This is a genomic window from Senegalia massiliensis (assembly GCF_900626135.1).
Lineage (GTDB): Bacteria > Bacillota > Clostridia > Tissierellales > SIT17 > Anaeromonas > Anaeromonas massiliensis.
In genome coordinates this window covers 828,088-852,063 of record NZ_LR130786.1, presented here as the reverse complement: position 1 = coordinate 852,063, position 23,976 = coordinate 828,088, and the positions used below count along the sequence as shown (strand labels likewise).

The 23,976-nt window shown below is 27.7% G+C and carries 29 protein-coding genes; 14 read left to right on the top strand and 15 right to left on the bottom strand.

All coding sequences use genetic code 11. The annotated features are described in order from the left end of the window. The 8 genes from E0D94_RS15205 to E0D94_RS14245 form a co-directional block, all read right to left on the bottom strand. Positions 1-77, bottom strand: a 77-nt coding sequence (locus tag E0D94_RS15205) for a DUF2871 family protein (protein ID WP_130808260.1), incomplete at its 3' end; no start/stop codon positions are given. Positions 78-107: 30 nt separating this feature from the next. Further along, complete coding sequence (locus tag E0D94_RS14275) at positions 108-785, bottom strand: hypothetical protein (protein ID WP_130808202.1); 678 nt, start codon at positions 783-785, stop codon at positions 108-110. A gap of 72 nt (positions 786-857) precedes the next feature. Beyond that, entirely contained in the window at positions 858-1,424 is a 567-nt protein-coding gene (locus tag E0D94_RS14270; protein ID WP_130808201.1) for a TetR/AcrR family transcriptional regulator, read from the bottom strand. A 494-nt stretch (positions 1,425-1,918) separates the two neighbouring features. Further along, the gene (locus tag E0D94_RS14265) at positions 1,919-2,452 is read right to left on the bottom strand and encodes a site-2 protease family protein (protein WP_130808200.1); all 534 of its coding nucleotides are present in this window, start codon (positions 2,450-2,452) and stop codon (positions 1,919-1,921) included. A 38-nt stretch (positions 2,453-2,490) separates the two neighbouring features. Beyond that, the gene (locus E0D94_RS14260; protein ID WP_130808199.1) at positions 2,491-2,682 is read right to left on the bottom strand and encodes a hypothetical protein; all 192 of its coding nucleotides are present in this window, start codon (positions 2,680-2,682) and stop codon (positions 2,491-2,493) included. Positions 2,683-2,793: 111 nt separating this feature from the next. Next, positions 2,794-3,072: a hypothetical protein gene (locus E0D94_RS14255; RefSeq protein WP_130808198.1), complete on the bottom strand. Its 279-nt coding sequence runs from the start codon at positions 3,070-3,072 to the stop codon at positions 2,794-2,796. A 44-nt stretch (positions 3,073-3,116) separates the two neighbouring features. After that, positions 3,117-3,635, bottom strand: coding sequence for a hypothetical protein (locus E0D94_RS14250; RefSeq protein ID WP_130808197.1), 519 nt, complete (start codon positions 3,633-3,635; stop codon positions 3,117-3,119). 118 nt (positions 3,636-3,753) lie between these two features. Then, on the bottom strand, positions 3,754-4,302 hold the full coding sequence (locus E0D94_RS14245) for a P-loop NTPase family protein (protein WP_165442982.1): 549 nt from the start codon (positions 4,300-4,302) through the stop codon (positions 3,754-3,756). 361 nt (positions 4,303-4,663) lie between these two features. Here E0D94_RS14245 and E0D94_RS14240 point away from each other — a divergent pair, with 361 nt between their 5' ends. Beyond that, a complete protein-coding gene (locus E0D94_RS14240; RefSeq protein WP_130808195.1) occupies positions 4,664-5,392 on the top strand; it encodes a DUF881 domain-containing protein in 729 nt (242 codons plus the stop codon). 289 nt (positions 5,393-5,681) lie between these two features. Here the strand turns inward: E0D94_RS14240 and E0D94_RS14235 are convergent, their stop codons facing one another. From E0D94_RS14235 to E0D94_RS14225, 3 genes are all read right to left on the bottom strand, one after another. Next, positions 5,682-6,425, bottom strand: a complete 744-nt coding sequence (locus E0D94_RS14235; protein ID WP_130808194.1) for an ABC transporter permease — start codon at positions 6,423-6,425, stop codon at positions 5,682-5,684. Next, entirely contained in the window at positions 6,412-7,146 is a 735-nt protein-coding gene (locus E0D94_RS14230) for an ABC transporter ATP-binding protein (RefSeq protein ID WP_130808193.1), read from the bottom strand. Before E0D94_RS14230 ends, E0D94_RS14235 begins: the two co-directional genes overlap by 14 nt. Before the next feature lie 63 nt (positions 7,147-7,209). After that, positions 7,210-7,965: a MerR family transcriptional regulator gene (locus E0D94_RS14225; protein ID WP_130808192.1), complete on the bottom strand. Its 756-nt coding sequence runs from the start codon at positions 7,963-7,965 to the stop codon at positions 7,210-7,212. A gap of 251 nt (positions 7,966-8,216) precedes the next feature. Between E0D94_RS14225 and E0D94_RS14220 the strand changes: the two genes are divergently transcribed. Then, positions 8,217-9,083, top strand: a complete 867-nt coding sequence (locus E0D94_RS14220; protein WP_130808191.1) for a radical SAM protein — start codon at positions 8,217-8,219, stop codon at positions 9,081-9,083. Between the two features lie 77 nt (positions 9,084-9,160). Next, the gene (locus E0D94_RS14215; RefSeq protein WP_130808190.1) at positions 9,161-10,558 is read left to right on the top strand and encodes an NAD(P)/FAD-dependent oxidoreductase; all 1,398 of its coding nucleotides are present in this window, start codon (positions 9,161-9,163) and stop codon (positions 10,556-10,558) included. A 35-nt stretch (positions 10,559-10,593) separates the two neighbouring features. Here E0D94_RS14215 and E0D94_RS14210 read toward each other — a convergent pair whose 3' ends face one another. Continuing rightward, positions 10,594-11,457: a tRNA 2-thiocytidine biosynthesis TtcA family protein gene (locus E0D94_RS14210; protein ID WP_130808189.1), complete on the bottom strand. Its 864-nt coding sequence runs from the start codon at positions 11,455-11,457 to the stop codon at positions 10,594-10,596. A gap of 59 nt (positions 11,458-11,516) precedes the next feature. After that, complete coding sequence (locus tag E0D94_RS14205) at positions 11,517-12,260, bottom strand: nitroreductase family protein (RefSeq protein ID WP_130808188.1); 744 nt, start codon at positions 12,258-12,260, stop codon at positions 11,517-11,519. A 147-nt stretch (positions 12,261-12,407) separates the two neighbouring features. On the opposite strand from E0D94_RS14205, the gene E0D94_RS14200 reads away from it, so the two are divergent. Continuing rightward, positions 12,408-12,830 carry a DUF2383 domain-containing protein gene (locus E0D94_RS14200; RefSeq protein WP_130808187.1) on the top strand — a complete coding sequence of 141 codons (423 nt, stop codon included), beginning with the start codon at positions 12,408-12,410 and terminating at the stop codon, positions 12,828-12,830. Between the two features lie 32 nt (positions 12,831-12,862). On the opposite strand, the gene E0D94_RS14195 is transcribed toward E0D94_RS14200, so the two are convergent. After that, on the bottom strand, positions 12,863-13,474 hold the full coding sequence (locus tag E0D94_RS14195) for a superoxide dismutase (protein ID WP_130808186.1): 612 nt from the start codon (positions 13,472-13,474) through the stop codon (positions 12,863-12,865). Between the two features lie 183 nt (positions 13,475-13,657). On the opposite strand from E0D94_RS14195, the gene E0D94_RS14190 reads away from it, so the two are divergent. The 5 genes from E0D94_RS14190 (at position 13,658) to E0D94_RS14170 (ending at position 19,320) form a co-directional block, all read left to right on the top strand. Then, a complete protein-coding gene (locus E0D94_RS14190; protein WP_130808185.1) occupies positions 13,658-14,119 on the top strand; it encodes a GNAT family N-acetyltransferase in 462 nt (153 codons plus the stop codon). A gap of 11 nt (positions 14,120-14,130) precedes the next feature. Continuing rightward, positions 14,131-14,694, top strand: coding sequence for a GNAT family N-acetyltransferase (locus E0D94_RS14185; protein ID WP_130808184.1), 564 nt, complete (start codon positions 14,131-14,133; stop codon positions 14,692-14,694). Between the two features lie 137 nt (positions 14,695-14,831). Continuing rightward, complete coding sequence (locus E0D94_RS14180) at positions 14,832-16,163, top strand: alanine/glycine:cation symporter family protein (RefSeq protein WP_130808183.1); 1,332 nt, start codon at positions 14,832-14,834, stop codon at positions 16,161-16,163. A 109-nt stretch (positions 16,164-16,272) separates the two neighbouring features. Further along, entirely contained in the window at positions 16,273-17,667 is a 1,395-nt protein-coding gene (locus E0D94_RS14175) for an MATE family efflux transporter (RefSeq protein WP_130808182.1), read from the top strand. 228 nt (positions 17,668-17,895) lie between these two features. Further along, complete coding sequence (locus E0D94_RS14170) at positions 17,896-19,320, top strand: YfcC family protein (RefSeq protein WP_130808181.1); 1,425 nt, start codon at positions 17,896-17,898, stop codon at positions 19,318-19,320. A 42-nt stretch (positions 19,321-19,362) separates the two neighbouring features. Here E0D94_RS14170 and E0D94_RS14165 read toward each other — a convergent pair whose 3' ends face one another. Further along, on the bottom strand, positions 19,363-20,286 hold the full coding sequence (locus tag E0D94_RS14165) for a prenyltransferase (RefSeq protein WP_130808180.1): 924 nt from the start codon (positions 20,284-20,286) through the stop codon (positions 19,363-19,365). A gap of 121 nt (positions 20,287-20,407) precedes the next feature. Here E0D94_RS14165 and E0D94_RS14160 point away from each other — a divergent pair, with 121 nt between their 5' ends. The 5 genes from E0D94_RS14160 (at position 20,408) to E0D94_RS14140 (ending at position 23,933) form a co-directional block, all read left to right on the top strand. After that, positions 20,408-21,310 carry an ABC transporter substrate-binding protein gene (locus E0D94_RS14160; protein WP_130808179.1) on the top strand — a complete coding sequence of 301 codons (903 nt, stop codon included), beginning with the start codon at positions 20,408-20,410 and terminating at the stop codon, positions 21,308-21,310. After that, the gene (locus E0D94_RS14155) at positions 21,310-22,050 is read left to right on the top strand and encodes an ABC transporter ATP-binding protein (protein WP_130808178.1); all 741 of its coding nucleotides are present in this window, start codon (positions 21,310-21,312) and stop codon (positions 22,048-22,050) included. Before E0D94_RS14160 ends, E0D94_RS14155 begins: the two co-directional genes overlap by 1 nt. Then, entirely contained in the window at positions 22,040-22,789 is a 750-nt protein-coding gene (locus E0D94_RS14150) for an ABC transporter permease (protein ID WP_130808177.1), read from the top strand. The genes E0D94_RS14155 and E0D94_RS14150 overlap by 11 nt, the downstream gene beginning before the upstream one ends. Before the next feature lie 420 nt (positions 22,790-23,209). Then, positions 23,210-23,563, top strand: a complete 354-nt coding sequence (locus E0D94_RS14145; protein WP_130808176.1) for a DUF4258 domain-containing protein — start codon at positions 23,210-23,212, stop codon at positions 23,561-23,563. Beyond that, complete coding sequence (locus E0D94_RS14140) at positions 23,553-23,933, top strand: YgiT-type zinc finger protein (protein ID WP_130808175.1); 381 nt, start codon at positions 23,553-23,555, stop codon at positions 23,931-23,933. Before E0D94_RS14145 ends, E0D94_RS14140 begins: the two co-directional genes overlap by 11 nt. Positions 23,934-23,976 lie beyond the last annotated feature (43 nt).

Sequence of the window (23,976 nt, the reverse complement as noted above, 5' to 3'; positions counted from 1 at the left end):
GTGAATTCTCTATAAAAGACACCTGTTGCAAGTCCAAGTATAGCATAATAAATTGCAGTTTTTATATAACGATTCATTTATTTATACCTCCATATTTAATATATTTTTTATATTACTTTATTTTTAGATTCCAATCTAAGTTCATTATATCCCATAAGTACTATCCAAACATAAGCAAGAGTTTTAGGTATCATTAGTACACCGACTAATGGAAATACATTGCTCCATAATACAACTGGTACATATAATGCAAAAGATAGTATAATAGCTAAAGCCATAAATTTAAAATTTTTATCACCATGTTTTTTAACTTCTGAATTGAATATATATATAATTATAATTCCTATAATGGCAAATGGGATATTTCTATATATTCCCCATGAAACAGGTGAATTGTGGTTTAACCATTCATTTTGAGGTAAAAAACATAATATTATTCTTACAATAGCCAAAGCATAAATAGTAAATGTAATCTCTTTACGTCCTTTAATATTATAACGTTGTCTCCATATATAATATAGAATCACATAAAAAATTGTCATCGTAATAGATGTAATAAACTTCCCGATTCCGAGTGCAGCAACATTATTTTCTAGACCTGTAGTAAGAAGAGCATATGCTCTAGGTATTAAATGAAAAGAGTCTCCTACTCCTAGTACAACTGCCATAATTCCAAATAATTTAAATTGTTTATTATTTCCACCCTTTAATATCATTATAATCCCTATAGTAATTACACTAGTCAAATATAATGCATCAAATAAAGTTTCCATGATAGCTTGCATCTAATCACCCCTTAATATATTAGTGAACATTGTTCATGATTGTTCAAATAAAAAATCATACCTAGTATGATTTCAATTTGACATTATTTTTTTTAAGAGTTCAATAAAAAGTTTCATATCCCCTTTTTCTTTTTTAAGCATAATTAGCATATTTTCGAATATAAACTCTGCCATATTTTCTTTTGAAATAGTTTGCGACCATTGATATTGTTTTAAATTACTATCCATATCTATTAATAATATTATTTTACTATACATCTTTTGGAAATATTCATCTTCTTTTTGTCTTCCAATTAATTTCTCCTGTGTTTTTAGCAGAGCCAACTGTTCTAGCCAATTCTCTTTAAAGTTGTGAAGATAATCATGTAAAACACTATAAACTTTTTCTAGATTGTCATAAAAATTATTATCTGCTAAACCTCTCCAATCAATATCCTTAAAAACTCCTTCCCAGAAGTCTTCAATAACAGCTACTAGCAAATCACCCTTTGAGGGAAAATAGTTATATACTGTTCCAATAGCAATACCACTGTTTTTTGCTACAGTACGGATATTTATTTTGATTATACCTTCATTCATGGCAATTTCTTTAGCTTTAGATAAGATAATCTCTTTATAATTTACATTATAGTTTTCCACTCTTTATGTCCCTCCTGAACATTGTTCATCCTTATATTATACTATTCTTTTTATATTGTCAATATCTTTTTATATTAATATGCTAATCTATATATTTTTTTAATATAATCATAATAAAAACTTTTAATTATAAAAATAAAGAAGACATTAATCTGTAAATCCAAGAAAATGGTATAAAACGTAAAATCATTTTGATTACTAGTATTAATAGAGCTCAAATCCCTCCCATTCCATTAGAAATTCAAACATTATAAATAAGGTAGCACATGCATTAATTAGTACTAGTAATATATTAATTAAATTTATATCAACAAAATAAATTTAATTAATAGAGCTATAAAATCCTACCTTGAATTGAGCTTTATTCAATTTAGTATCTATATTTGACCACATACGAGATTTCATAACTAGTGAGTAAAATGAATTCGTCATAATGTCAATTATGTAAAACTCAATTTCACCTTATCATACTACACAGTTTAAAAAAGCATGTCTTAATTAATTTTATTATCTTTAATTAATTTTAATATCTGATATCCGTCACTAGGGTGATTGGATTTTGGATATATTATAGGAATAGATGTAAATAAAAATGATACTAATGCTATATTTCTCGCTAGTATAGTTATTTCTTTTAAATTAAATATTCCCATTAAGAATTTACCTTCTGAACCTATATTTATAAATACCATTATAATAGCAAGAAGTAGAGAAAAAATTGGTCCACCAGCAAGAATAACTATCCTTTGATATTTTGTAAGCTGAGATGATTTGTAATATGTCATTCCTATGAAAGGATTCAAACTTTTAATTTCAATGTCTAATCTTTTTAGGCTTATTTGTTTAAAATTTTTATTGTTTTTATTTAATCTACCTAATATACCTAATGCTATTTTTACTCTATCTCTAGTTAAGATTAATGCTGGTATAGCATGACCAAACTCATGAATGATTGTTGTAATCTGAAAAGTCATAAAAAATACAAAAATGCTCAAGATAATTTCAATTACAATTCTAAAAAACATCATACAATCCCCCCTAATATAAACGATTATTAACTTAATATTTATTTCTTATTTTTATTTGTATCCATTGCAATGCCGATAATCATTCCAGCTAACATTCCAAAACCAGGTGCGAAAGCCCAAACTAATGGAGTATCAATAAATAATCCCAAGATTACTGCAAGCAAAGCACCACCAAGTAATCCAAAACCAATTCCATAACTAAAATAATAATTTTTGTTATTTTTGGACATATTACATCGTCCCTCCTTAATATTTGCTTTTTTTGAAAGAGTAAATATTAATAAATTTTTAAATTTTACTCAATTAATATTAAGTAAAACTCAGCTAAATCAAAATATATATTATTCTATTTCTGTTTCTATCATCTTCATATTTCCTTTTTTATCAACTTCATCTATACCTCTTTCTAAGTTCTCTTCATTTTCCCATTCTACAATATATTTATTATTTTTGATTTCTATAGATTTTATCTCTACGTTTCCAATATTTCCACTATGCTTTTCAATAACCAATTCTTGTGCTTCTTCTTTTGAAATTTCATCTTCTATTTGAGTACAGCCTGCTAATAATATAACTGTCATTGTTGTGATAGTAAGAATTAATAATAATCTTTTTTTCATTTTAAAACCTCCTCAAAATTTAATTTATTTTAATTGAGTTTTAATCAGTACTTTACTTCCTTAGTTTTCAAATATTTCACTTCATCTTTCCATTTCTTATTTGCTTCCTCTTTTTTAATATCTGAAACTATAAAGTTATTAGTTATGAATATTGAAAGCACTCTAAAATCACTTTCTAATCCTTTAATATATTCCTTTTGTGTATTTTCATCGATGTTATTTATTATTTTTTCTTCTAAAATGTATACTCCATCTCTATATGTTTTTACAGGTAGAAAAAACTTGTCGGCTCTGCTCATTAATTCCATTGCTAATATAAGGTTAGTATTTGCTCTCTCTAAGTACTTCACTTTTTCAGCATCACTTATTTCTTCCCACTTATCATTTAATGTACTAATGTTTTTAAGTGCGTTATCCATTTCTATATCAGAACGTGCTAACATATTATGCTTTAAAGATTTCGTTTCCTTATTTACTTTATTTATAATATAAATAAAGTAAATATTTAATAATAGTAATAATACAATAATTAAACTCGTAATTTTTTTACTTTTCTTAATCATTTACACCTCCATACACAAATACAAATAATTAATTATAGTAAGCTTTAAATATTTCAACCTAACATAATCTATAATAAAATTATTCTAAGAAAATAATATTTGAACGTTTGATTAATGTTCATAATACAGAATTTATATAGTTAGTTTTTTCATCTCTCCATTGATTTAACAACTTTCTTAGTTTTTTTCTACTATTAATACTGAAAAACTGCTTATCAGGATATTTTTTATGTAAATCCATTATAATGGGTTTGCGTGTTTTAGAAAAACTCCATAATCCTGTACACATTTTAAAAAATCCTATATCAAACTTTTCTTTAAGATATTGCGGAATATCTGAACGTATTTTGCCATTTCTCATAAATACACTAGCCAAACATACTAAACGATTTATATCTAAAAGTATAACTAAATCCGCAGCTTTAAACCTTAGCTCCATAGTACCAGTATGATTGCCTTCTATAATCCATTTTTCCTTTGATACAATATTTGCTTGCTTATTTACCCATTCTTCTTTCGATGGTTGTCCCCAGTTAGGAAGCCAAAATTCAAGATCAAGATGAACAACTGGTAATTCTGTGATAATAGACAATTCTTTAGCCAAAAAACTTTTTCCACTTCCATTATTGCCAATAATAATAATGCGACTATATCCAAATATATTCAATACTATAACCTCCGAAAATACAACTCCTCACTTAAAAAACTGAACTCTTTAACCTAACATCTATATTTTACCATATATGAAGATTCATAACTATAAAAATCCTTAAACTAATTAGTCTAAGGATACGATGTATGAAATTTTATAGTAATATCTTTTTCAATAGTAGTAAATAGCAATATTAAAACCTTATAGAACTCTACAATCTAAAGTTTTCTTGCAATTAAAAGGTTAAATGGTATAAAATATAAATTAGAAGTTATAGAAAAAATAGTAAAATATTTAAATGAAAAACATTTAATCTAAAGATTTATAATTTAATATATAAGAACCCTATGGTTTAAGATAAATTAGGAGGTAGTAAATGAAAAATCTGTTCTCTAAGTCCTTAATAATTACAGTCTGCGTAATACTTGGTATAATAATTGCTATTCAGTATAAAACGGTAAATACCTTAGTAGGACCTAATTTCATACCGAGTCAAAAAAATAAAGAATTGGTAAATGAACTCTCAAATGTAGAAAAAGAAAAAGAGTCATTAATGAATGAACTTGAAAATTTGGAGAATGAAATTAGAAAGTATGAATCTAAAATATATGAAGAAAGTGACTATGTGAAAGAACTTTCTAAAGAACTTGATAAATATAAGATGTTTACAGGGTACAAAGAAGTAGAAGGTAAAGGTGTAGAGATAGTTATAAATAATCCAAATTCTCAAGATTCTTATGAATATCCTATTTCTATAGAAGAAGATTATGATCTTATTCTAAAGATAATTAACGATCTTAATGGGACAGGTATAGAAGCTATAGCTATAAATGATCTTAGACATACATCATTTTCAAAAATGATAAAGGTAGGAGAAGATCTAAGCTTCAACAGTAAACCAATAAGTGCACCAATTAAAATAAAGGCTATAGGGTCTTTAGGTGATATTAAATCAGTATTAACGTTGTCTAATGGAACTATAGATAAAATGGAAAGTTATGGTTTTGAAATAGAAATAACTGAATATGACAATATTAAAATTCCTAGATATTTTGAAATTAGAGAATTTAAATATGCAAAGCCTATATCTTACAATAAAAAGTAAATATGAGAGAAGTATTTACATTACGCTATAATTTATCTTGTATTCTAATACTTTTATATATTCTGGTTAAAGTGTTCATTATACAATCACAGTATTTCAAAACCTAATCAAATCATATGGATGAGGATAATATATCATTTACTATAAAGAATATATAAAAATTAGGATTAAAAAAGATGATTTCTGCTAAATACAGAAATCATCTTCTTAATGTCGCATAGTCTTTTTTATTTATCATTGTGTAATTTACTCCTATATACAGGAGGTGAAATCTATTCGAAATGTATTACTATTCCCATTTGAAAAACTTCAGGGAAACTGAAATGCAAATTACTGCAAGGGATATCATAATAATTATAGAGATTATGACATTATCAATGGATAAACCTAAAGAAGCTGCTTTCAGTAGTTTTATCCCCTGTGTCAGTGGGAGTACATCAGCTATTTTCTGCAAAGTATTTGGCATTATCTCATAAGGTAAAGTTGCACCTGAAAAAATGAGCATCGGAAAATATAAAATGCTTGCAACAGCACTTGCAATTTTGGTATTCGGCGAAATACCTCCTACCATCATACCAATACTGAACATTGAAAGCATTACCAACAAATAACCACCCAAGAAAACAAAAGGAGAACCAAGCAACTGAAAATCAAAGAAAATTGCTGCAACGGCATAAAGTAACAACAATGAAACAATAGAGTAAAGTGTATAAATGGCAGCCTGTACTACCAATATCATTGCGGGACTTACAGGTGTAACCTTAAATCTCTTTAATATCTTTCTGCTTCTGTAATCCGAGACTACCAATGGAAGTCCCATAACACCTCCTGCACAAATAGCGATAGTGGTTAAAGCTCCAAAAGATTGCTCTAAAAAACTATATTGTGCACCATCAAATGCAGGCTTATTTCCATATATCACTCCCAAGATTATTAAAACAACAAGTGGCATACAAATAGCAAAAATAAACATATCCATACCACGTAGGGATAGTTTTAACTCATTTTTCAGCACTGTACTAAATGTTCTCATTGTCCATTACCTCCTCGTCTGAATACCATAAATAAGCATCTTCAAATTTTTCAAAAGGACTTGCGGAAACTGCTTCCTTTACTGTTCCATGAAATATCACCTGTCCTTTTTTCAATATGCAGATTTTATCACACAATAGCTCAATTTCGTCCATAAAATGAGAGGTTAAGAAAATGGTCAAACCTTTTGATTTTAAATCAGATAGAATTTTCCATACCTCTCGTCTTGCTCTGGCATCAAGTCCTGTGGTCAATTCATCTAAAAATACCACTTTAGGATTTGGTATTAGTGCTAAAACAATAAATAATTTTCGACGCTGACCGCCAGAAAGTTCTTTGACCATACTTTTGGTTTTGTGAGATATTCCAAACTGCTTTAGTAATTCTCGATAATCTACAGTATTTTTGTAGAGTGACTGTGTGACCTCACATAGCTCAGCTACAGTAATCTTATCTTGATAATTTGCTTCTTGAAACTGAACACCCACATTTTCAAAAAGTTGTTTTCTTTGAAGACAGGGATTCATTTCTAAAATTGATATTTCTCCTGTATCAGGTTTTTTTGTACCTAATATACATTCGATTGTAGTACTTTTTCCTGCACCATTTGCGCCAAGCAGCCCAAATACCGTACCGTATTGTACTGATAAATCTAAGTTCTGGATTGCTATTAAACCGTTATAGGATTTGGATAGCTGCTTCACTTTAATGATTTCTTCCATTTTTAAAAACCTCCTTCTACTGTTATTGACTAACTAATTATAACAGCAGAAAAAAGGTTGGTGTTAATATGGAGGGTTATTAAACTTAATTTTCATATCCTTTAGAATTTCTATTATCAATTCTGCATTTTGGGCTGCTTCCTGTAAAGATAGAATCAACTTATCACACACAGAAATAATGTCAGTGTCACTTTTAGGAGTATTCAATACTTTCTCCATATTTATCTGTGGATTTACAGACATAGCATTGAGCATTCTCAATATAGCTTCTAATGAATAATTGGCACATCGGAGTGATCGTATTATTTTTAGCCTTTCAATATCCACGCTTGTATAAAAACGGTAGCCATTTTGTTTTCGTTTAATGGACAATAGACCGTTTAATTCCCAATTTCGGAGTTTATCTATAGAAATATTCAAATACTCAGAAACCTCTTTGCGTTTCAAACACAACCTATCAGATGAGGTTTTTCCGTCTAAGATCTGTTTTGCTATATTGATTGCTTCCTTGGCATTTTTCTGTTCTTTGTGTATAAGATGTAGATACTCTTTTGTTAAAGAGATTGCTTTATCAAAGTCCCCATTTGCCGAAACTTTTATTGTTTCTACAATTTTTTTTCTTAAGCCATTTTGAAGTATCTCTATCTTAAAAGCAATTCTGGCAAGCTTTAGCTGGTCAATATGAAAATCCGTAAAAACTCTATATCCATTGGACTTACGATCTGGTTTTGGTATTAATCCCCATTCCTCATAAAAACGAACGGTATTGGGGTGTATGCCAATCATTTTAGCAACCTCCGAAGTTTTGTATGTTTTCAATTGCCATCATCTCCTATTTTATCAATTATACTATAGATTCAAAGTCTGGTGTATTAATGGAGGGTTTATTATTTCAAAAAGGTAAGCACTAAACGTGATGATTGTGAACAGCTTGGTGTAGAGATTTGTAATTCCTTCTTTTTTTGTACTATAATATTATATAGAATTATTTAAAAGTGGGATATTTTCAAAATGCAAGTAAAGATTTATACTAGATTATTTTTATTTGAAATAAGAGTGGAGGGAAAAAGATGAGATATGAAGGAAGAGTTTTTAGGCCTCCTAGTGAAGCTAGGAGTTTAATAGTACAGGCAACAATTGGTTGTAATCATAATAAATGTACATTTTGTAGCATGTATAAGGAGAAAAAATTTAGAATAAGAAAATTAGATGAGATATTAGAAGATTTAAATTCTGCAAGAGAATATTATAAAAGTATAAAAAGAATATTTTTAGCTGATGGTGATGCTTTAATATTAAAAACAGATGATTTATTAATTATTTTACAACATATAAAAAGTATATTTCCAGAATGTGAAAGACTAGGCATTTATGCTACACCTAAAGATATACTAAATAAAAGCTTAAATGATCTTAAAGTGTTGAAAGATAATGGCTTAGGTATTATGTATATGGGAGTAGAATCAGGAAATGAACATATATTGAATAAAATTAATAAGGGTGTAGATAGAAAAACTATGATTAAAGCTGGAAAAAAAGTCAAGGAGTCTGGCATAAAATTATCAGTAACATTGATATCTGGCTTAGGTGGTAAAGATTATATCAAAGAACATGCTATGGATTCAGCTAAAGTAATAAATGAGATTAATCCTGATTATGTAGGGTTATTAACATTAATGATGGAAGAGGATACAGAATTATATAATGATTATATAGAGGGAAATTTTGAATTATTATCTCCGGAAGAAGTTATGATAGAGACAAAATTCTTTATAGAAAGTCTTAATGTTAAAAATTGTGTATTCCGTTCAAATCATGCGTCAAATTATATTTCTCTTAAAGGAACATTAAATGATGATAAAGATAGATTGTTAAATGAAATTGATGAAGCATTAAAAGAAGATATTTATAAACCAGAAGGGCTAAGAGGACTTTAGAATTATATTGGACTAAACCTGAACTATATTATATAATATTAGTATAATATTCGACTATTTATAATGGGGGAGTTTATATGAATTATGATTTAGTAATTGTAGGTGCAGGACCATCTGGTATATTTACTGCTTTAGAATTAATTAAAAAGAAATGTGATAAAAAAATATTATTAATTGAAAAAGGAACTAGTATTGAAAAACGTCATTGTCCTAAAGAAGAATTATTTAAATGTGTTTCATGTAAACCATATTGTCATATAACTACAGGATTTTCAGGTGCAGGAGCATTTTCTGATGGCAAATTGTCTTTGAGCCATGAAGTAGGTGGAGAATTACCTAATTTAATTGGAGAAAAATCTGCTCAAGAAATGATAAATTATACTGATAATATATATTTGGAGTTTGGGGCAGATGAAAATATAGAAGGACTTGAAAATACTGAAGAAATTAAAGATATAAGAAGAAAATCAATAGAGGCTGGGCTTAAATTAGTTGATTGCCCTATAAGACATCTTGGAACAGAAAAAGCTCAAGAGATATACTATAAAATACAGCAGTATTTAATTCAAAATGGAGTAGAAATAATGTTTGATACTTTAGTAGAAGATTTAATAATAGAGGATGATAATATTAAAGGAATAATCACAATAGACTCAAAGAGAAAAAAATCTATAGAAAAAATATTATCAGATAAAGTAATAATAGCTACCGGTAGAAAAGGATCAGACTGGCTAAAAAATATGTGTATAAAACATAATATTAGCCATAAATCAGGAACTGTAGACATAGGAGTTAGAGTAGAAGTAAGAAATGAAGTTATGGAAAAAGTCAATAATGTATTATATGAATCAAAATTAATAGGATATCCATCACCATTTAGAGATAAAGTAAGAACATTTTGTCAAAATCCTGGTGGTTTTGTAAGTCAGGAGAATTATGATGATAATTTAGCTATAGTAAATGGACATTCATATAAAGATAAAAAATCAAACAATACAAATTTAGCAATATTGAGTTCCCATAATTTTATAGAGCCTTTTAATCAGCCTATTGAATATGGTAAAAAAGTATCCCAATTAGTTAATATGTTAGGTGATGGAAAGATATTAGTACAAAGATATGGTGATATATTAGATGGAAAAAGAACATGGCAAGAAGAACTTTCTAGATCCAATGTCGATCCAACATTACCTGATGCTGTAGCAGGAGATATTACATCTGCAATACCATATAGACCAATGCTTAATATTCTTCAATTTATAGAATCGTTGAATATAGTAGTTCCTGGATTTGCAAGTAGAGAGACATTGTTATATGGACCAGAAATTAAGTTTTATAGTAATAAAATAAAATTAGATGATAATTTTATGACTAATGTTAAAGGTTTATATGCATTGGGAGATTCTAGTGGATGGACTAGAGGACTTATGATGGCTTCAGTGATGGGTGTAATAATGGCTAGAAAAATTGCATAATAAAATGACTCCTAATATTAGGAGTCATTTTATCGTTATTCATTATAAAAATCTAAAAATGAATATTTTTTATTATCTTTTTTATATCCAAGAATTCTATCTATATTAACATTTTCTGCAGCTTTAAAAATTGACTTATCCACATCAACAAAATTTTCTTTCATTTGTGAAATAAGTTCCTTTATTTCATATCTTTTATTTCCTATTTTTTTAGCAGCAACCATGCAAGCACAATTTAATGGCCATATACCACTTGTCTCTGTAAATCTCTCTATATCATCTTCTCTTATATAATACATTGGACGGATTAATTCTATACCTTCATAATTTTGAGATTTTAGTTTTGGTAACATTGTTTTAAAATTACCTGAATATAATACATTTAACATAGTTGTCTCAATTACATCGTTAAAGTGATGCCCAAGTGCAAGTTTGTTACATCCAAGCTCTTTAGATTTCCTGTATAATGCACCTCTTCTCATGCGGGCACATAAATAACAAGGATATTCACTTGCTTTTTCATCTGCTATTTCAAATATTTTAGATTCAAATATTTTAACGGGGATATCAAGGTAGTTGCAATTTTCTATGAGTAATTTTTTTATGTCTTCATGATATCCAGGGTCCATAGCTAAAAATTCTATTTCAAAATTTATATTACCATGTTTTTTAAGTTCTTGAAATAATTTAGCCAAAAGCAGGCTATCTTTTCCTCCCGATATAGCAATAGCTACTTTGTCACCCTCTTCTACAAGGTTATAATTAGAAATAGCTTTAACAAAAGGAGACCAAAGATATTTTCTATATCTCTTAATTATATTTCTTTCTATATCTTTTAAAGGTATTTTATCTTCATCAGGTATTAATTGTTTACAGCCTTTACCTGCTAGTTTATCCATACTTTTCACCTCTTTTTCTTTTGCTTAATTATTATAACATTAATAGAGGTAATTTGTAATTACTTATTCCAATGTTCCATAATAACGTTCACAGATCTTTCCATTTCTTTGAAGAAAGGTGCACCAAACTTTTTAAAATACATCAACTGACCAATATTTTTTGCACCAAATGAATTATTAGGATTGAAATTATCGTTCAAATGTTTGAACATATCATCAAATTCTTCTGAAGATAATCTTTTGTATTTTTCATTAAACACTATATACTCTTTATTAAATCTAGGTCTTAGAGTTTTTTTCATATTTTGAGGATAATAACCAAGAGTTATCATACCTATAGGGAATACTTTATCAGGTAAATTAAACATTTCTTTATGTGTTTCATAGTTTTCCATAATATCTCCAATATAGCAGGAACCTATTCCCATGGATTCTCCTGCAATAACAGCATTTTGAGCTGCAATCATTGTATCTGATATAGATAAGAAAAGATCTGCATTATTTGGACTATTATATGGAGTATCACAATGATGAAAATAATCAGTCCATCTTTGCATATCGGCTAGAAATATTAATACTAATGGAGCTTTAGCTATAAAAGCTTGGTTGTCACAGGTGCTACTTAATTTTTTGATTTTTTCTTTATCTTTAATAACTAATACAGAGTAAAGCATCATATTACCAGCTGTTGGTGCCCTCATTGTAGAATAAAGAATTTGTTCTAAATGTTCTTCTGATATAGGTTTATCTTTATACCTTCTTAAAGACATCCTATTATTTAATACATTCAATGTTTCATTCATTAAAAAACCTCCTTTAGTTTTAAGTTACTATATTATTAAGTATATTAAAAATTCTACAATATAGTAAGAATATCCTGCTAATATTCCCAACATATTTAGAACAGATTATGAGAATAATAAAATCATAAAAATTAAGGAAGTGAAATTATGAATAAAAAAATAGAAGAAGCTTTAATTAGTTTATTACAAGGAGAATACATGGCTTTAGATTCTTTTAATGTATTTATATCCAAATTAGAAAGCCAAGAAAATAAAGGTGTTTTTCAAGAAATACAAAAAGGACATAGAGAAAATATAGCTATATTATCTGAATATATTCAAAATATTGGTGGGATGCCAGATGAAAACTTAGGTCTTAAAGGGAATATGGCTGAATTAAAATTAAAGATTGAAACTCATAAAAAGGATGATGATTATATAATAAATAAAGCTCTAGAAGGTCAAAAAAAAGGAATAAACATGGCTGAAAAAATTTTAAGAGGTAATTTAGATGATAAATCAAGAGATATAGTTGGAGAAATTCTTCATAGGGAAAGAAAAAATACTAAAGAGTTAGAAAAATATAATTAAGCCTCGAATATTCGAGGCTTAATTATATTAGTTTATTTTAAATTTTCATATCTTTCATTTACATAGTCCCAGTTTACAACATTCCACCATGCTTCTATATAATCTGGTCTTTTGTTTTGATATTTTAGATAATATGCATGTTCCCATACATCTAAACCAAGTAATACTTTTTTATCTTCCATAACAGGGGAATCTTGATTTGGTGTTGATACAACTTCTAACTCGCCATTATCTTTAAGAATTAACCAAGCCCATCCACTACCAAATCTAGTTTTTGCAGCGTTAGTAAACTCTTCTTTAAATTTATCAAAACTATCAAAAGCTTTTTCTATTTTTTCAAGTAATTCGCCTTCTGGTTTTCCTCCACCATTTGGACTCATAGCTTTCCAGAATATAGAGTGGTTATAAAAACCTCCTCCGTTATTTCTAACTGCCGTTTTTATATCTTCTGGCAATGTATCTATTGATTTTAGAAGATCTTCAATTGATTTATCTTGAAGGTCTTTATGGCCTTCTAGTGCATTATTTAATTTATTTGTATATCCTTGATGATGTTTTGTGTGATGTATCTCCATAGTTCTTGCATCTATATTTGGTTCTAGTGCATCATAAGAATAATCTAATTCTGGTAATTTGAAACTCATTAATAATTCCTCCTTTTATTTTTCTCTATTTAAGATATACCCAATACTATTAATGATAATCATTATCAAATATATTTTTTTGATTTATTTTAAAATATACTATAAATGTATAATTGGTATTTATATAGAATTGTTTGGTATAATATATTGCAATTAAATTTAATATGAAACTGAGGTAATTATATGATAATAAGAAAATATGATAAGAAAGATTTAGAAGAGATACTTCAGTTATTTTATAATACAGTTCACAATATAAATATAAAAGATTATACATTAGAACAAGTAAATACTTGGGCACCGAAGATACCAGAAAAGAAAAAATGGGAAAAATTTTTATATGGAAATAAAACATTTGTAGCAGTTATTAATCAAAAAATTGTAGGATTTAGCGATTTAAGAGAAGATGGATATCTTAATACTATGTATGTTTCAAAAAATCATCAAGATCAAGAAATTGCAACTACACTTTTAAGGAGGATTGAACAAGAAGCTCAAAATCTAAATATCTCTAAATTAACTACAGAAGCAAGTATTACAGCAAAAGACTTTTTTAAAAAAAGAGGATTTAATATAGTCGAAAAACAGAATAAAAAACATAATAATATGGTATTTGTTAATTATATTATGGAAAAAAATATTTAGGGAGAGATTGGATGAGTATAAAAAAATTAATTTTAGAAACAAAAAGGTTAAATTTGAAAAGATTAGATGAAAGTTTTGTAGATATTATTTTAGATTTTAATATTAGAAATAAAAATTTTTTATCTGAATTTGAACCGAAAAAACATAGTGATTATTATACTATAGATTATCATAAACAAATGATAAAAGATGAAATTAAAAAAATAGAAAATGGTACTTTACAAAAATTTTATATATTTGAAAAGGGGAATGATGAAGTTATAATAGGAAGTGTTGCTTTATCTAATATTGTAATGGGAGGATTTTTATCCTGTTTTTTAGGATATAAAACAGATAAAGATAAATTAAATAGAGGTTACATGACAGAAGCAATTAATGAAGTTATAAGATATGCTTTTGACATCATTGGTCTTCATAGAATTGAGGCTAATATAATGCCTAGAAATAAACCATCAATTAGAGTAGTAGAAAAATTAGGATTTATAGATGAAGGGATATCGAAAAAGTACTTAAATATAAATGGAGTATGGGAAGATCATATTCACATGGTATTGCTAAATGAAAAATTAGAATAAATAAAATTATACAATATAGAGTAAAATAACTATACTAATTATGTAAAAACTATTAACAAAACTAAATACATTATATACTGACAATAAATTAACAAGGTGTTATAATAAACTTATCATATTTTAAGGAGGCATAAATTATGGATTTATTTTCAGAGAGTTTAAAGAATATTAGTGATTTCTTATGGGGTACTCCATTACTCATATTATTACTAGGAACCGGTATATTTTTAAGTATTAAATTAAAGTTCATACAATTATTTAAGTTTCGTGCATCATTTAAAAGTTTATTCTCGAAAAGTGATAATGAAGGAGACATATCTCCTTTTCAGGCTCTTACAACAGCTTTAGCAGCATCAATTGGTACAGGTAATATAGTTGGAGTTGCTACAGCAATAGCAGCAGGAGGACCTGGAGCATTATTTTGGATGTGGGTTACAGCATTTTTTGGTATGGCTACTAAATATGCAGAAGCAGTTCTTGCTATAAAGTATAGAGTAAAGAAGGAAGATGGAGAAATAGCTGGTGGACCTATGTATTATATTGAAAAAGGATTAGGAAAGAAATGGCTTGGAAAAACATTTGCATTTTTTGCTGTAATAGCTTCATTTGGAATAGGTAATACTGTACAATCCAATTCTATAGCAGATGCATTAAATAATAGTTTTAATATATCTCCATTAATTACAGGATTGGTAATAGCTCTTTTAACAGGACTTGTAATAATAGGTGGAATAAAAAATATAGGAAAGGTAACAGGTGTTCTAGTACCCTTTATGGCGGGAGCATATATATTAGGATGTTTTGTTATATTATTAGTTAATATAGATACCTTACCTGATGCATTTAAGCTAATTTTTTCAGATGCATTTACGGGAAGTGCAGCAGCAGGTGGTTTCGCAGGTTCTACAGTTATGTATGCTATAAAAAGTGGTGTTGCAAGAGGAGTTTTTTCTAATGAAGCTGGACTTGGTAGTGCTCCTATAGCACAAGCAGCTGCTCAAACTGAATCTCCTGCAAGTCAAGGTCTTATTGCTATGTTAGATACATTTATAGACACGATTATAGTATGTACATTTACAGGACTTGTAATAATAAGCACAGGAGCTTGGTCATCTGGATTAAATGGAGCGGAATTAACAAGTGAAGCATTTAATAAGGGACTTCCAGGACCTGGAGGTTTTATAGTATCATTTGGTATAATCTTCTTTGCATTTTCTACAATATTAGGATGGAGTTATTATGGAGAGAAATGTTTAGAATACTTATTTGGAAGTAAATCTATTAAATATTATAGAGTAATTTTTGTTATAGCAATAGTAATAGGTGCTACTGCTAAACTTAAGTTAGTATGGTTTTTAGCAGATATAATGAATGCACTTATGGCAGCACCAAACCTAATTGGACTTATTGGATTGAGTAGTATAGTTGTCCTTGAAACAAAAAAATATTTTAATAAAAGCAAATTGTAATAAAATCTGAGATAATTTAAATTATCTCAGATTTTATTTATATTGTATAAATATAGTAAAACAAATATAATTATATATATTTATATTAATACTACGAGGTGAATAAAAATTGATAGAAAAGGGAAAATTAACAGATGGAAATATTTTAAAGGCTTTAACAAAGCTAGCATTACCTATTATGGCTACTTCTTTTGGTCAAATGGCTTATAATATCACTGATATGTTTTGGATAGGTAAGTTAGGTAGTGATTCTGTAGCAGCAGTAGGAACAGCTGGGTTTTTCACTTGGTTTGCTGTTGCATTTATAACAATATCAAAAATTGGTGCAGAAGTAGGAGTAGCACAATCAATAGGTAAAAATGATATAAAAGATACTAAAGGATATATAAGAAGTTCAATACAATTAAATATTATATTTAGTATTATATATGGCTTTATGATATTCTTTCTTAGAAATAGTCTTATAGGATTTTTTGATTTACCAAAGGCAGATGTAGTCAATATGTCAACAGATTATTTAATGATAATTTCATTTGGTATACCATTTTACTTTATAAATCCTGTGTTTACTGCAATTTTTAATGGAAGTGGTGATAGCAATACTCCATTTAAGATAAATATAATAGGCTTAATTTCTAATATTATATTAGATCCATTATTTATATTTGGAATAGGACCTTTAATTAGTTTTGGAGTAAAGGGAGCTGCAATAGCTACTGTTATATCTCAAATTTTAGTTACAATATTATTTATATATAGTATAAAAGGTAGAATTGAAATATTTAATGATATTAAATTTTTCAAGAATATAGAAATTACATATATTAAAAAAATTACTAAAATGGGTATGCCTCCTGCTATTCAAAGTGGATTATTTACCTTTTTCTCTATGCTTATAGCTAGAATACTTGCAGGATTTGGTGCTGCTCCTATTGCAGTACAAAAGGTGGGGTCACAAATTGAAGCTATTTCATGGATGACAGCAGGTGGATTTTCATCTGCATTATCTGCATTTGTAGGTCAAAATTACGGCTCTAAAAAGTTTAAAAGGATAAAAGAAGGATACTTTACTGGTCTTTTAATGGTTGGAATTATAGGAGTTCTTGCTACATTAATATTGATTTTTGGTGGAAAACTTATAATGAAACAATTTTTTATTGAAAAAGATGTTATAGCAGAAGGAGCAATATATTTAAGAATATTAGGAGTATCTCAAATATTTATGACTATAGAAATAGCAACTGCAGGAGCATTTAATGGTCTTGGTAGAACATTACCACCATCTTTAGTGGGAATAATACTTACAGGTCTTAGAGTTCCTTTTGCTATGATTTTATCTTCTGATGATTTATTAGGTCTTAATGGTGTATGGTGGAGTATAAGTATTAGCAGTGTATTTAAAGGCTTACTTCTTATGACTTGGTTTATAATTATTCTTAAAAAGTTTATTTATCCAAAGATTAATCTTGAACAAAAAGTGTATAAAGATACATTATCAAAATAAATATTTAGAAAAAGTAAGAAAATAACGGTTGCCTAATAAAGCTTAGTATGTTACATTTATTAATGTGATATGTATTTTAAATTTATTTATCCAAAATGAATTTATACATTTTATATACCTATTGTTATTTCATTATCAATCTTTAAAGTTAATAAATATTTACTGGGATTATAATTAAATTACTTGGGTATAATTATAAATGTAGAAAAAACACAAAGGAGTGATTAAATGAAGTTTAAAATGCCTACGGCATACACAATTCTTGTAGCAATCATAATAGTAGTAGCTATTTTAACCTGGATTGTTCCTGCAGGTGAATATGAATTAGGAGAAGATGATGCTCCAATTCCAGGAACTTATCAAGAATTACCAGAAGAAGAGACTACACCACAAGGACCATTTGATGTAATGATGGCACCTATTAGAGGTTTTTATGATGCTATAGATGTAGCGTTATTCGTACTTGTAATTGGTGGATTCTTAGGAGTAGTTATGAAGACGGGGGCTATTGATGCGGGTATTGCAAAAGTAGTTGAAACCTTCAAAGGAAGAGAAAATTGGATGATAATTATACTGATGGCTCTTTTCTCTATAGGTGGAAGTACTTACGGAATGGCAGAAGAAACTATAGCTTTCTATCCTTTAATACTACCAGTATTTATAGCAGCAGGTTATGATGCTGTTACTGCAGTATCAGTTATATTACTAGGTGCTGGTGTCGGAGTACTTGGTTCTACAGTAAATCCATTTGCAACAGGAATAGCTTCAGGCTTTGCAGATGTTGCATTAGGTAAAGGAATACTTATAAGACTTATTATGTTAGTAGCAGGATTAATTTTAGCTATTCTTTATACTACTAGATATGCTAAAAAAGTTAAAGATGATCCTTCTAAATCTCTTGTTGCAGATATGGGAGAAAGCAATAAAGAATATTTCTTAGGTAAAAAAGATGAAGGTGAATTTCCAGAACTAACAGGTAAAAGATTATTTATATTAGTTTTATTTGCACTTACATTTGCTATAATGATTTATGGTGTATTACCATTAGAAGATTTTGGAATAGAAGCAATTCCTACATTATGGTGGTGGTTCCCAGAATTAACAGCATTATTCTTGGTAGCAGCAATTATAATAGGATTTATACATGCATTTGGTGAAGATGATTTTGGCGAAGAAGAATTTATTGATTCTTTTGTAACAGGAGCTAAAGATCTTTTAGGTGTTGCTCTAATAGTTGGTGTATCTAGAGGTATAACTGTAGTAATGAATGCAGGTAATATAACATCTACAGTACTACATGCTGGAGAAACTACACTTTCAGAAGCAGGACGTATACCGTTTATAATTTTAACATATTTATTCTATATACCATTATCATTCTTAATACCATCAACATCAGGTTTAGCTACAGTATCAATGCCTATTATGGCACCACTTGGAGATTTTGCTAATGTTGCAAGATCATTAGTAATAACAGCTTACCAATCAGCATCAGGTATAGTTAACTTAGTAACTCCAACATCTGCCGTTGTAATGGGTGGTTTAGCAATAGGGAGAGTACCTTATGGTAAATGGCTAAAATATGTATGGAAATTCTTAGTGTTAATATTTATAATGACAATATTAGCTTTAATATTGGGATTATATATTTAATATATATGATAAAGGAATCGCGCATGTGCGATTCCTTTATTTTTATATAATTAATGAAATTATAGTTATTAATCCGAATATAAGATGGAGTTTATTTGTGATAGGGACACCTTCTTTTTTTGATACAGATACATTTTTATAGGATTTTATAGCTAAGGGTATGGTTAAATATATAAATAACGTCCATATTGGTAAAATATTTAATAATACATATAAAGTCGTTAAAAAATAAGGTAGGATTAATAAAGTTAAAAATAATATTTTTCCAAATCTATAACCCATTCTTACTGTTAAAGTATTTATACCTAGAGATTTATCTCTTTTATAATCTCTTATTTCATTACTCATCATTAATAAAGGTATCATTAAACTAACTGGAAGTCCTATAATTATTGGACTTAATGAAAAATGTTCAGAAAAAACTAAATAACTTCCAAATACCATTAATGGTCCCATTAAAATAAATGATAAAGGAGTTCCAAGTCCTCTTTTTTTATAAACTATAGGTTCTCCAGTATATGAATATCCTCCTATAACTCCTATTAATCCTATTATCATAAGCTTAGGTGTAGAAATTAACATTATATAAAGACCAATTCCCATAGTTATAAGAAAACATCCAATTCCTAATAAAAAGATTAATATATCAAATTTTGTCCTTTGTTTACCTAAAAATTTATATTTGATATCACTTTGTTCTCTATATTTATATTCACATTCAAAAAAATCATTTATAAAATTAGTTGCAGTTTGGATAAGTAATCCAGCAATAGTTACTAAGAATATTTTCCATATATCCATAGCTATAAATTCAGATTTAAATAAGAACCTTTCATTATATGCAATTACAATACCTAATGTAGTAGAATATAAAGCTAGTGTTAAAGATAAAGGTCTTGAAGCAATCCAAATATCTTTAATATTTTTTCTGTTAATATTTGTTGTAATAGTTTTAGAATGAATCATGTTACACCTCCTTTTTTAGTGCTAAATATATTATAAAGTAATTGATACATTATTGCCAAATATATTTATAAGTTATAAAATAGATTATGTGTTTTAAAATTATCATAGAGGAGAGAAATATATGAATAAAAAAATATTAATGGTTTTATTAATTACTAGTATTATATTTACTATTGTAGGTTGTAATAATAATGAAGAAGAGATTTCATCATTAAAAATAGGAGTAATGCCAGCAGTTGATTCAGCTCCAATATTTGTAGCTGAAGAAATAGGATATTTTGAACAAGAAAATTTAGATATGGATATAAAAGTATATACAAATGCAGTTAATAGAGAAAGTGCATTACAGAGTGGACAATTAGATGGAGCTATGACAGATCTTATTGCTTTTGTTAATAATATTAATAATGATTTTAAGATAAAAATAACTACTAGTACAGATGGGAAATTTCCGTTTCTTGTAAAGAAAGGATTTGAAGAAAAAGAAACTATTGATATAGGTATGATGGAAGTAAGTGTATCTAATTTCTTATCTGAACAATATTTATCTTCTAAATATGAAATGAATAAGATATTTATACCTGAGATTCCAACACGTTTAGAAATGATTAAGTCAGGAAAGATGGATATGGCAATAATTCCTGAGCCTATGGCATCTATGGGTGAATTAGGAGGATTAGAGAAGAGAGTATATGAAAATAAAGAAGAATTCACACCTGAGGCAATGGTATTTACTTATGATGCAATTTCTGAGAAGGAAGAAGCTATATCAAAATTTCATAGAGCGTATAATAAAGGAGTAAAATATATTAAAGAAAATGAGAAAGAATCTAGGAGAATATTGATAGATAAATTAGAATTAAATCCTGAAATAATAGATAATATTGACATGCCTGAATATAATATGGCTAGATTGCCTTCTTCTGAGTATATGAATAAAGTTATTCAATGGGTTGAAAAAGTGAATGGTGAAAAGATAAATATTGAATATGATGATATGGTAGAAGGGAAGTTTTTGGATTAATGATAGAGGTTAAAGATTTAGTAGTAAAATATGGTGATGAAGTAGCTATAAATAAGATGAATTTATCTGTAGAGAAAAATGCTACTTGTGCTATAATAGGTGCTTCTGGTTGTGGTAAAACAACATTACTATATTCTGTTGCTGGTCTAGTTTTTCCTGACGAAGGAAGTATATATATAGATGGAATTAAAAATAATGGTATTAGAAAAAATACTGCTGTTATACTTCAAAATCATGGGTTATTACCATGGAAAACTGTATGGGAGAATGTAGCTTTAGGACTAAAAGCTAGAGGAATAGTTAAGGAAAAAATAAATGAGAAGGTTGAAAGTATATTAAAGGAGTTATCAATATATGATTATAAGGATAAATATCCTATAGAATTAAGTGGTGGGCAAAGTCAACGAGTAGGTATATGTAGGGCTTTAGCTATAAATCCTGACTTGTTATTAATGGATGAACCAACTTCTGCACTAGATCAAATGACAAAGGAAAAATTACAAAATCTTGTACTTAAAATATATAAAAATAAACCTTTAACTATAGTTTTTGTAACTCACAATATAGAAGAAGCAGTATTTTTAGGACAAAAAATTGTTATTATGAATCATGGAAATGTTAAAAGCATAATAAATAATCCTTATTTCGGGGAAGAACAATCAAGAAATCAGATAGAATTTTATAAAATGTGTTTAAGAGTAAGGAAACTTTTAGAAGAGGATAGATATTATGAAGAGTAGTAAAAATATTTATGCTATAACAATAATTTTATTATTTTGGTATATACTTTATTTTATAGTAGATTTACCTGTAGTTCCTAGACCTCATGATGCTATTATAACCTTTATAAAATTATTTCCTATGACATTATCTAAACATATATTAATAAGTCTTTTTAGAATATTTATATCTACCTCAATAGCTTTAATTGTTGGAGTAACCATTGGATTAATTACAGGAATGAATAATAAAATAGATAAATTAATTACACCAATAATTTATACTTTATATCCTGTACCTAAAATAGCATTTTTACCAGTATTTATGATACTGTTGGGAATTGGCGATTTGTCAAAAGTAGTTTTAATAATAGTAATAATTATATTTCCAATTATCGTAACTACTAGAGATGGAGTAAAAGAATTATCTAATGAATTATTTTATTCAGTAAGGTCATTAGGACTTTCTAAGTATCAAATATATAGACATATGATAATACCTGGAGTAATGCCTAATATAATAACAGCTCTAAGAATAAGTATTGGTACAAGTATTGCTGTATTATTTTATGCAGAGAACTTTGCTACTGAATATGGGATAGGTTATTTTATAATGAATAAATGGATAACTGTAGATTATTTAGAGATGTTTAGTGGTATATTAGCTTTGAGTATAATGGGTTTTGGAATCTTTAAATTAATTGATATAATAGAAAATAGGTTATGTAAATGGGTGAAGTTACAAAAAATTAAAAATTAAAAATATGGGCATATGCCCATATTTTTAATTCCTCTATTTATTTGAATTAGCAGTAGCAGAATAGTACTACTAAAAGTAGGAAGAAGAATAACAATTCAGAATCTACGCCCTTTCCGTAACAAGACATTACCTCACCCCCTTTAATATGTGCTGTTGTAACTAAATAAAATAACTAAAAGTAGAAAGAAGAATAACAACTCAGTGTCAATTTCTTTAAATATTTTTCCAACACCTTTTACTTCTGACATTTTTAAATCCTCCTTTAGAAATAATGTAAGTAAGTTTGTTTCTAATATATTATATGTATATTTTTAAAGTTGGTGATTGATAAGAGTAGCCAATTTATATTAATCTGTAATATTGTATTAGTTTTAATAATAGTATAAAATTAACTTATGCTAAGGAAAGGAGAATCTTAAAGTGGAATTAGATTTAGTAAAAAAAGAATTTAGCAATGAACAAGATTATATAATTGAATCTACAAAAAGAGATTCTTTATATTATAGTAAGCATGCCATAGAAAGAATGTGTCAAAGGGGAATAGAAGTTGAAGATGTAGAGGGAAGTGCTTCACTTGGAGATCCTATAGAAAAACAATATCATGGTAAAGATATAAAGTTTTTATTTCAGCAACCAAAATCACAAGATCCTAAATATTATTCTGTAGTTGCTTTAGCAATACCACCTTTAGTAATATCAGTTTGTCATTTCAAAGAAGATGTATGGGAAATGGTAGATGGAATTATGAGGAGGAAAGAAGAAAATGGACAATAAATTAAGATGTTTTTTATGCGGTGAAGAATTAAAAGAAGGTATTTCTGATGTAAGAGCAGGTTGGGGAAGATATAGAGTAAGATTTTATGGAGTTAGAGCATTAATATGTGAAGGTTGTGGGGATACTATATTTAGCAAATATGATGTATATATTGTACAGAGTCTATCTAAATTATTTTTAGAACTATCATTTGAAAATAGACCTAAAAAAATGGATTTAACTAATATATATGATTTATTTATTGAAGATAAAAATTTGATCCATTCTATAGATATTAATAATTTAAATCTATATGAAGAAGAAGGGATATTTAGCTTCGATAGAAGAGAGATAGAAGTATATTTAAATAATAATATTATGCATGCTTAAGCATGCATAATATTATTATTTATAACAGATAATGGATGTGTTA

What these genes read in the sequence shown, in the direction of transcription:
- E0D94_RS14275 (WP_130808202.1), bottom strand. Translation starts at nt 785, where the DNA reads ATGCAAGCTATCATGGAAACTTTATTTGATGCATTATATTTGACTAGT.
- E0D94_RS14265 (WP_130808200.1), bottom strand. Translation starts at nt 2,452, where the DNA reads ATGATGTTTTTTAGAATTGTAATTGAAATTATCTTGAGCATTTTTGTA.
- E0D94_RS14260 (WP_130808199.1), bottom strand. Translation starts at nt 2,682, where the DNA reads ATGTCCAAAAATAACAAAAATTATTATTTTAGTTATGGAATTGGTTTT.
- E0D94_RS14255 (WP_130808198.1), bottom strand. Translation starts at nt 3,072, where the DNA reads ATGAAAAAAAGATTATTATTAATTCTTACTATCACAACAATGACAGTT.
- E0D94_RS14250 (WP_130808197.1), bottom strand. Translation starts at nt 3,635, where the DNA reads ATGATTAAGAAAAGTAAAAAAATTACGAGTTTAATTATTGTATTATTA.
- E0D94_RS14240 (WP_130808195.1), top strand. Translation starts at nt 4,664, where the DNA reads ATGAAAAATCTGTTCTCTAAGTCCTTAATAATTACAGTCTGCGTAATA.
- E0D94_RS14235 (WP_130808194.1), bottom strand. Translation starts at nt 6,425, where the DNA reads ATGAGAACATTTAGTACAGTGCTGAAAAATGAGTTAAAACTATCCCTA.
- E0D94_RS14230 (WP_130808193.1), bottom strand. Translation starts at nt 7,146, where the DNA reads ATGGAAGAAATCATTAAAGTGAAGCAGCTATCCAAATCCTATAACGGT.
- E0D94_RS14220 (WP_130808191.1), top strand. Translation starts at nt 8,217, where the DNA reads ATGAGATATGAAGGAAGAGTTTTTAGGCCTCCTAGTGAAGCTAGGAGT.
- E0D94_RS14215 (WP_130808190.1), top strand. Translation starts at nt 9,161, where the DNA reads ATGAATTATGATTTAGTAATTGTAGGTGCAGGACCATCTGGTATATTT.
- E0D94_RS14210 (WP_130808189.1), bottom strand. Translation starts at nt 11,457, where the DNA reads ATGGATAAACTAGCAGGTAAAGGCTGTAAACAATTAATACCTGATGAA.
- E0D94_RS14205 (WP_130808188.1), bottom strand. Translation starts at nt 12,260, where the DNA reads ATGAATGAAACATTGAATGTATTAAATAATAGGATGTCTTTAAGAAGG.
- E0D94_RS14200 (WP_130808187.1), top strand. Translation starts at nt 12,408, where the DNA reads ATGAATAAAAAAATAGAAGAAGCTTTAATTAGTTTATTACAAGGAGAA.
- E0D94_RS14195 (WP_130808186.1), bottom strand. Translation starts at nt 13,474, where the DNA reads ATGAGTTTCAAATTACCAGAATTAGATTATTCTTATGATGCACTAGAA.
- E0D94_RS14190 (WP_130808185.1), top strand. Translation starts at nt 13,658, where the DNA reads ATGATAATAAGAAAATATGATAAGAAAGATTTAGAAGAGATACTTCAG.
- E0D94_RS14185 (WP_130808184.1), top strand. Translation starts at nt 14,131, where the DNA reads ATGAGTATAAAAAAATTAATTTTAGAAACAAAAAGGTTAAATTTGAAA.
- E0D94_RS14180 (WP_130808183.1), top strand. Translation starts at nt 14,832, where the DNA reads ATGGATTTATTTTCAGAGAGTTTAAAGAATATTAGTGATTTCTTATGG.
- E0D94_RS14170 (WP_130808181.1), top strand. Translation starts at nt 17,896, where the DNA reads ATGAAGTTTAAAATGCCTACGGCATACACAATTCTTGTAGCAATCATA.
- E0D94_RS14165 (WP_130808180.1), bottom strand. Translation starts at nt 20,286, where the DNA reads ATGATTCATTCTAAAACTATTACAACAAATATTAACAGAAAAAATATT.
- E0D94_RS14160 (WP_130808179.1), top strand. Translation starts at nt 20,408, where the DNA reads ATGAATAAAAAAATATTAATGGTTTTATTAATTACTAGTATTATATTT.
- E0D94_RS14155 (WP_130808178.1), top strand. Translation starts at nt 21,310, where the DNA reads ATGATAGAGGTTAAAGATTTAGTAGTAAAATATGGTGATGAAGTAGCT.
- E0D94_RS14150 (WP_130808177.1), top strand. Translation starts at nt 22,040, where the DNA reads ATGAAGAGTAGTAAAAATATTTATGCTATAACAATAATTTTATTATTT.
- E0D94_RS14140 (WP_130808175.1), top strand. Translation starts at nt 23,553, where the DNA reads ATGGACAATAAATTAAGATGTTTTTTATGCGGTGAAGAATTAAAAGAA.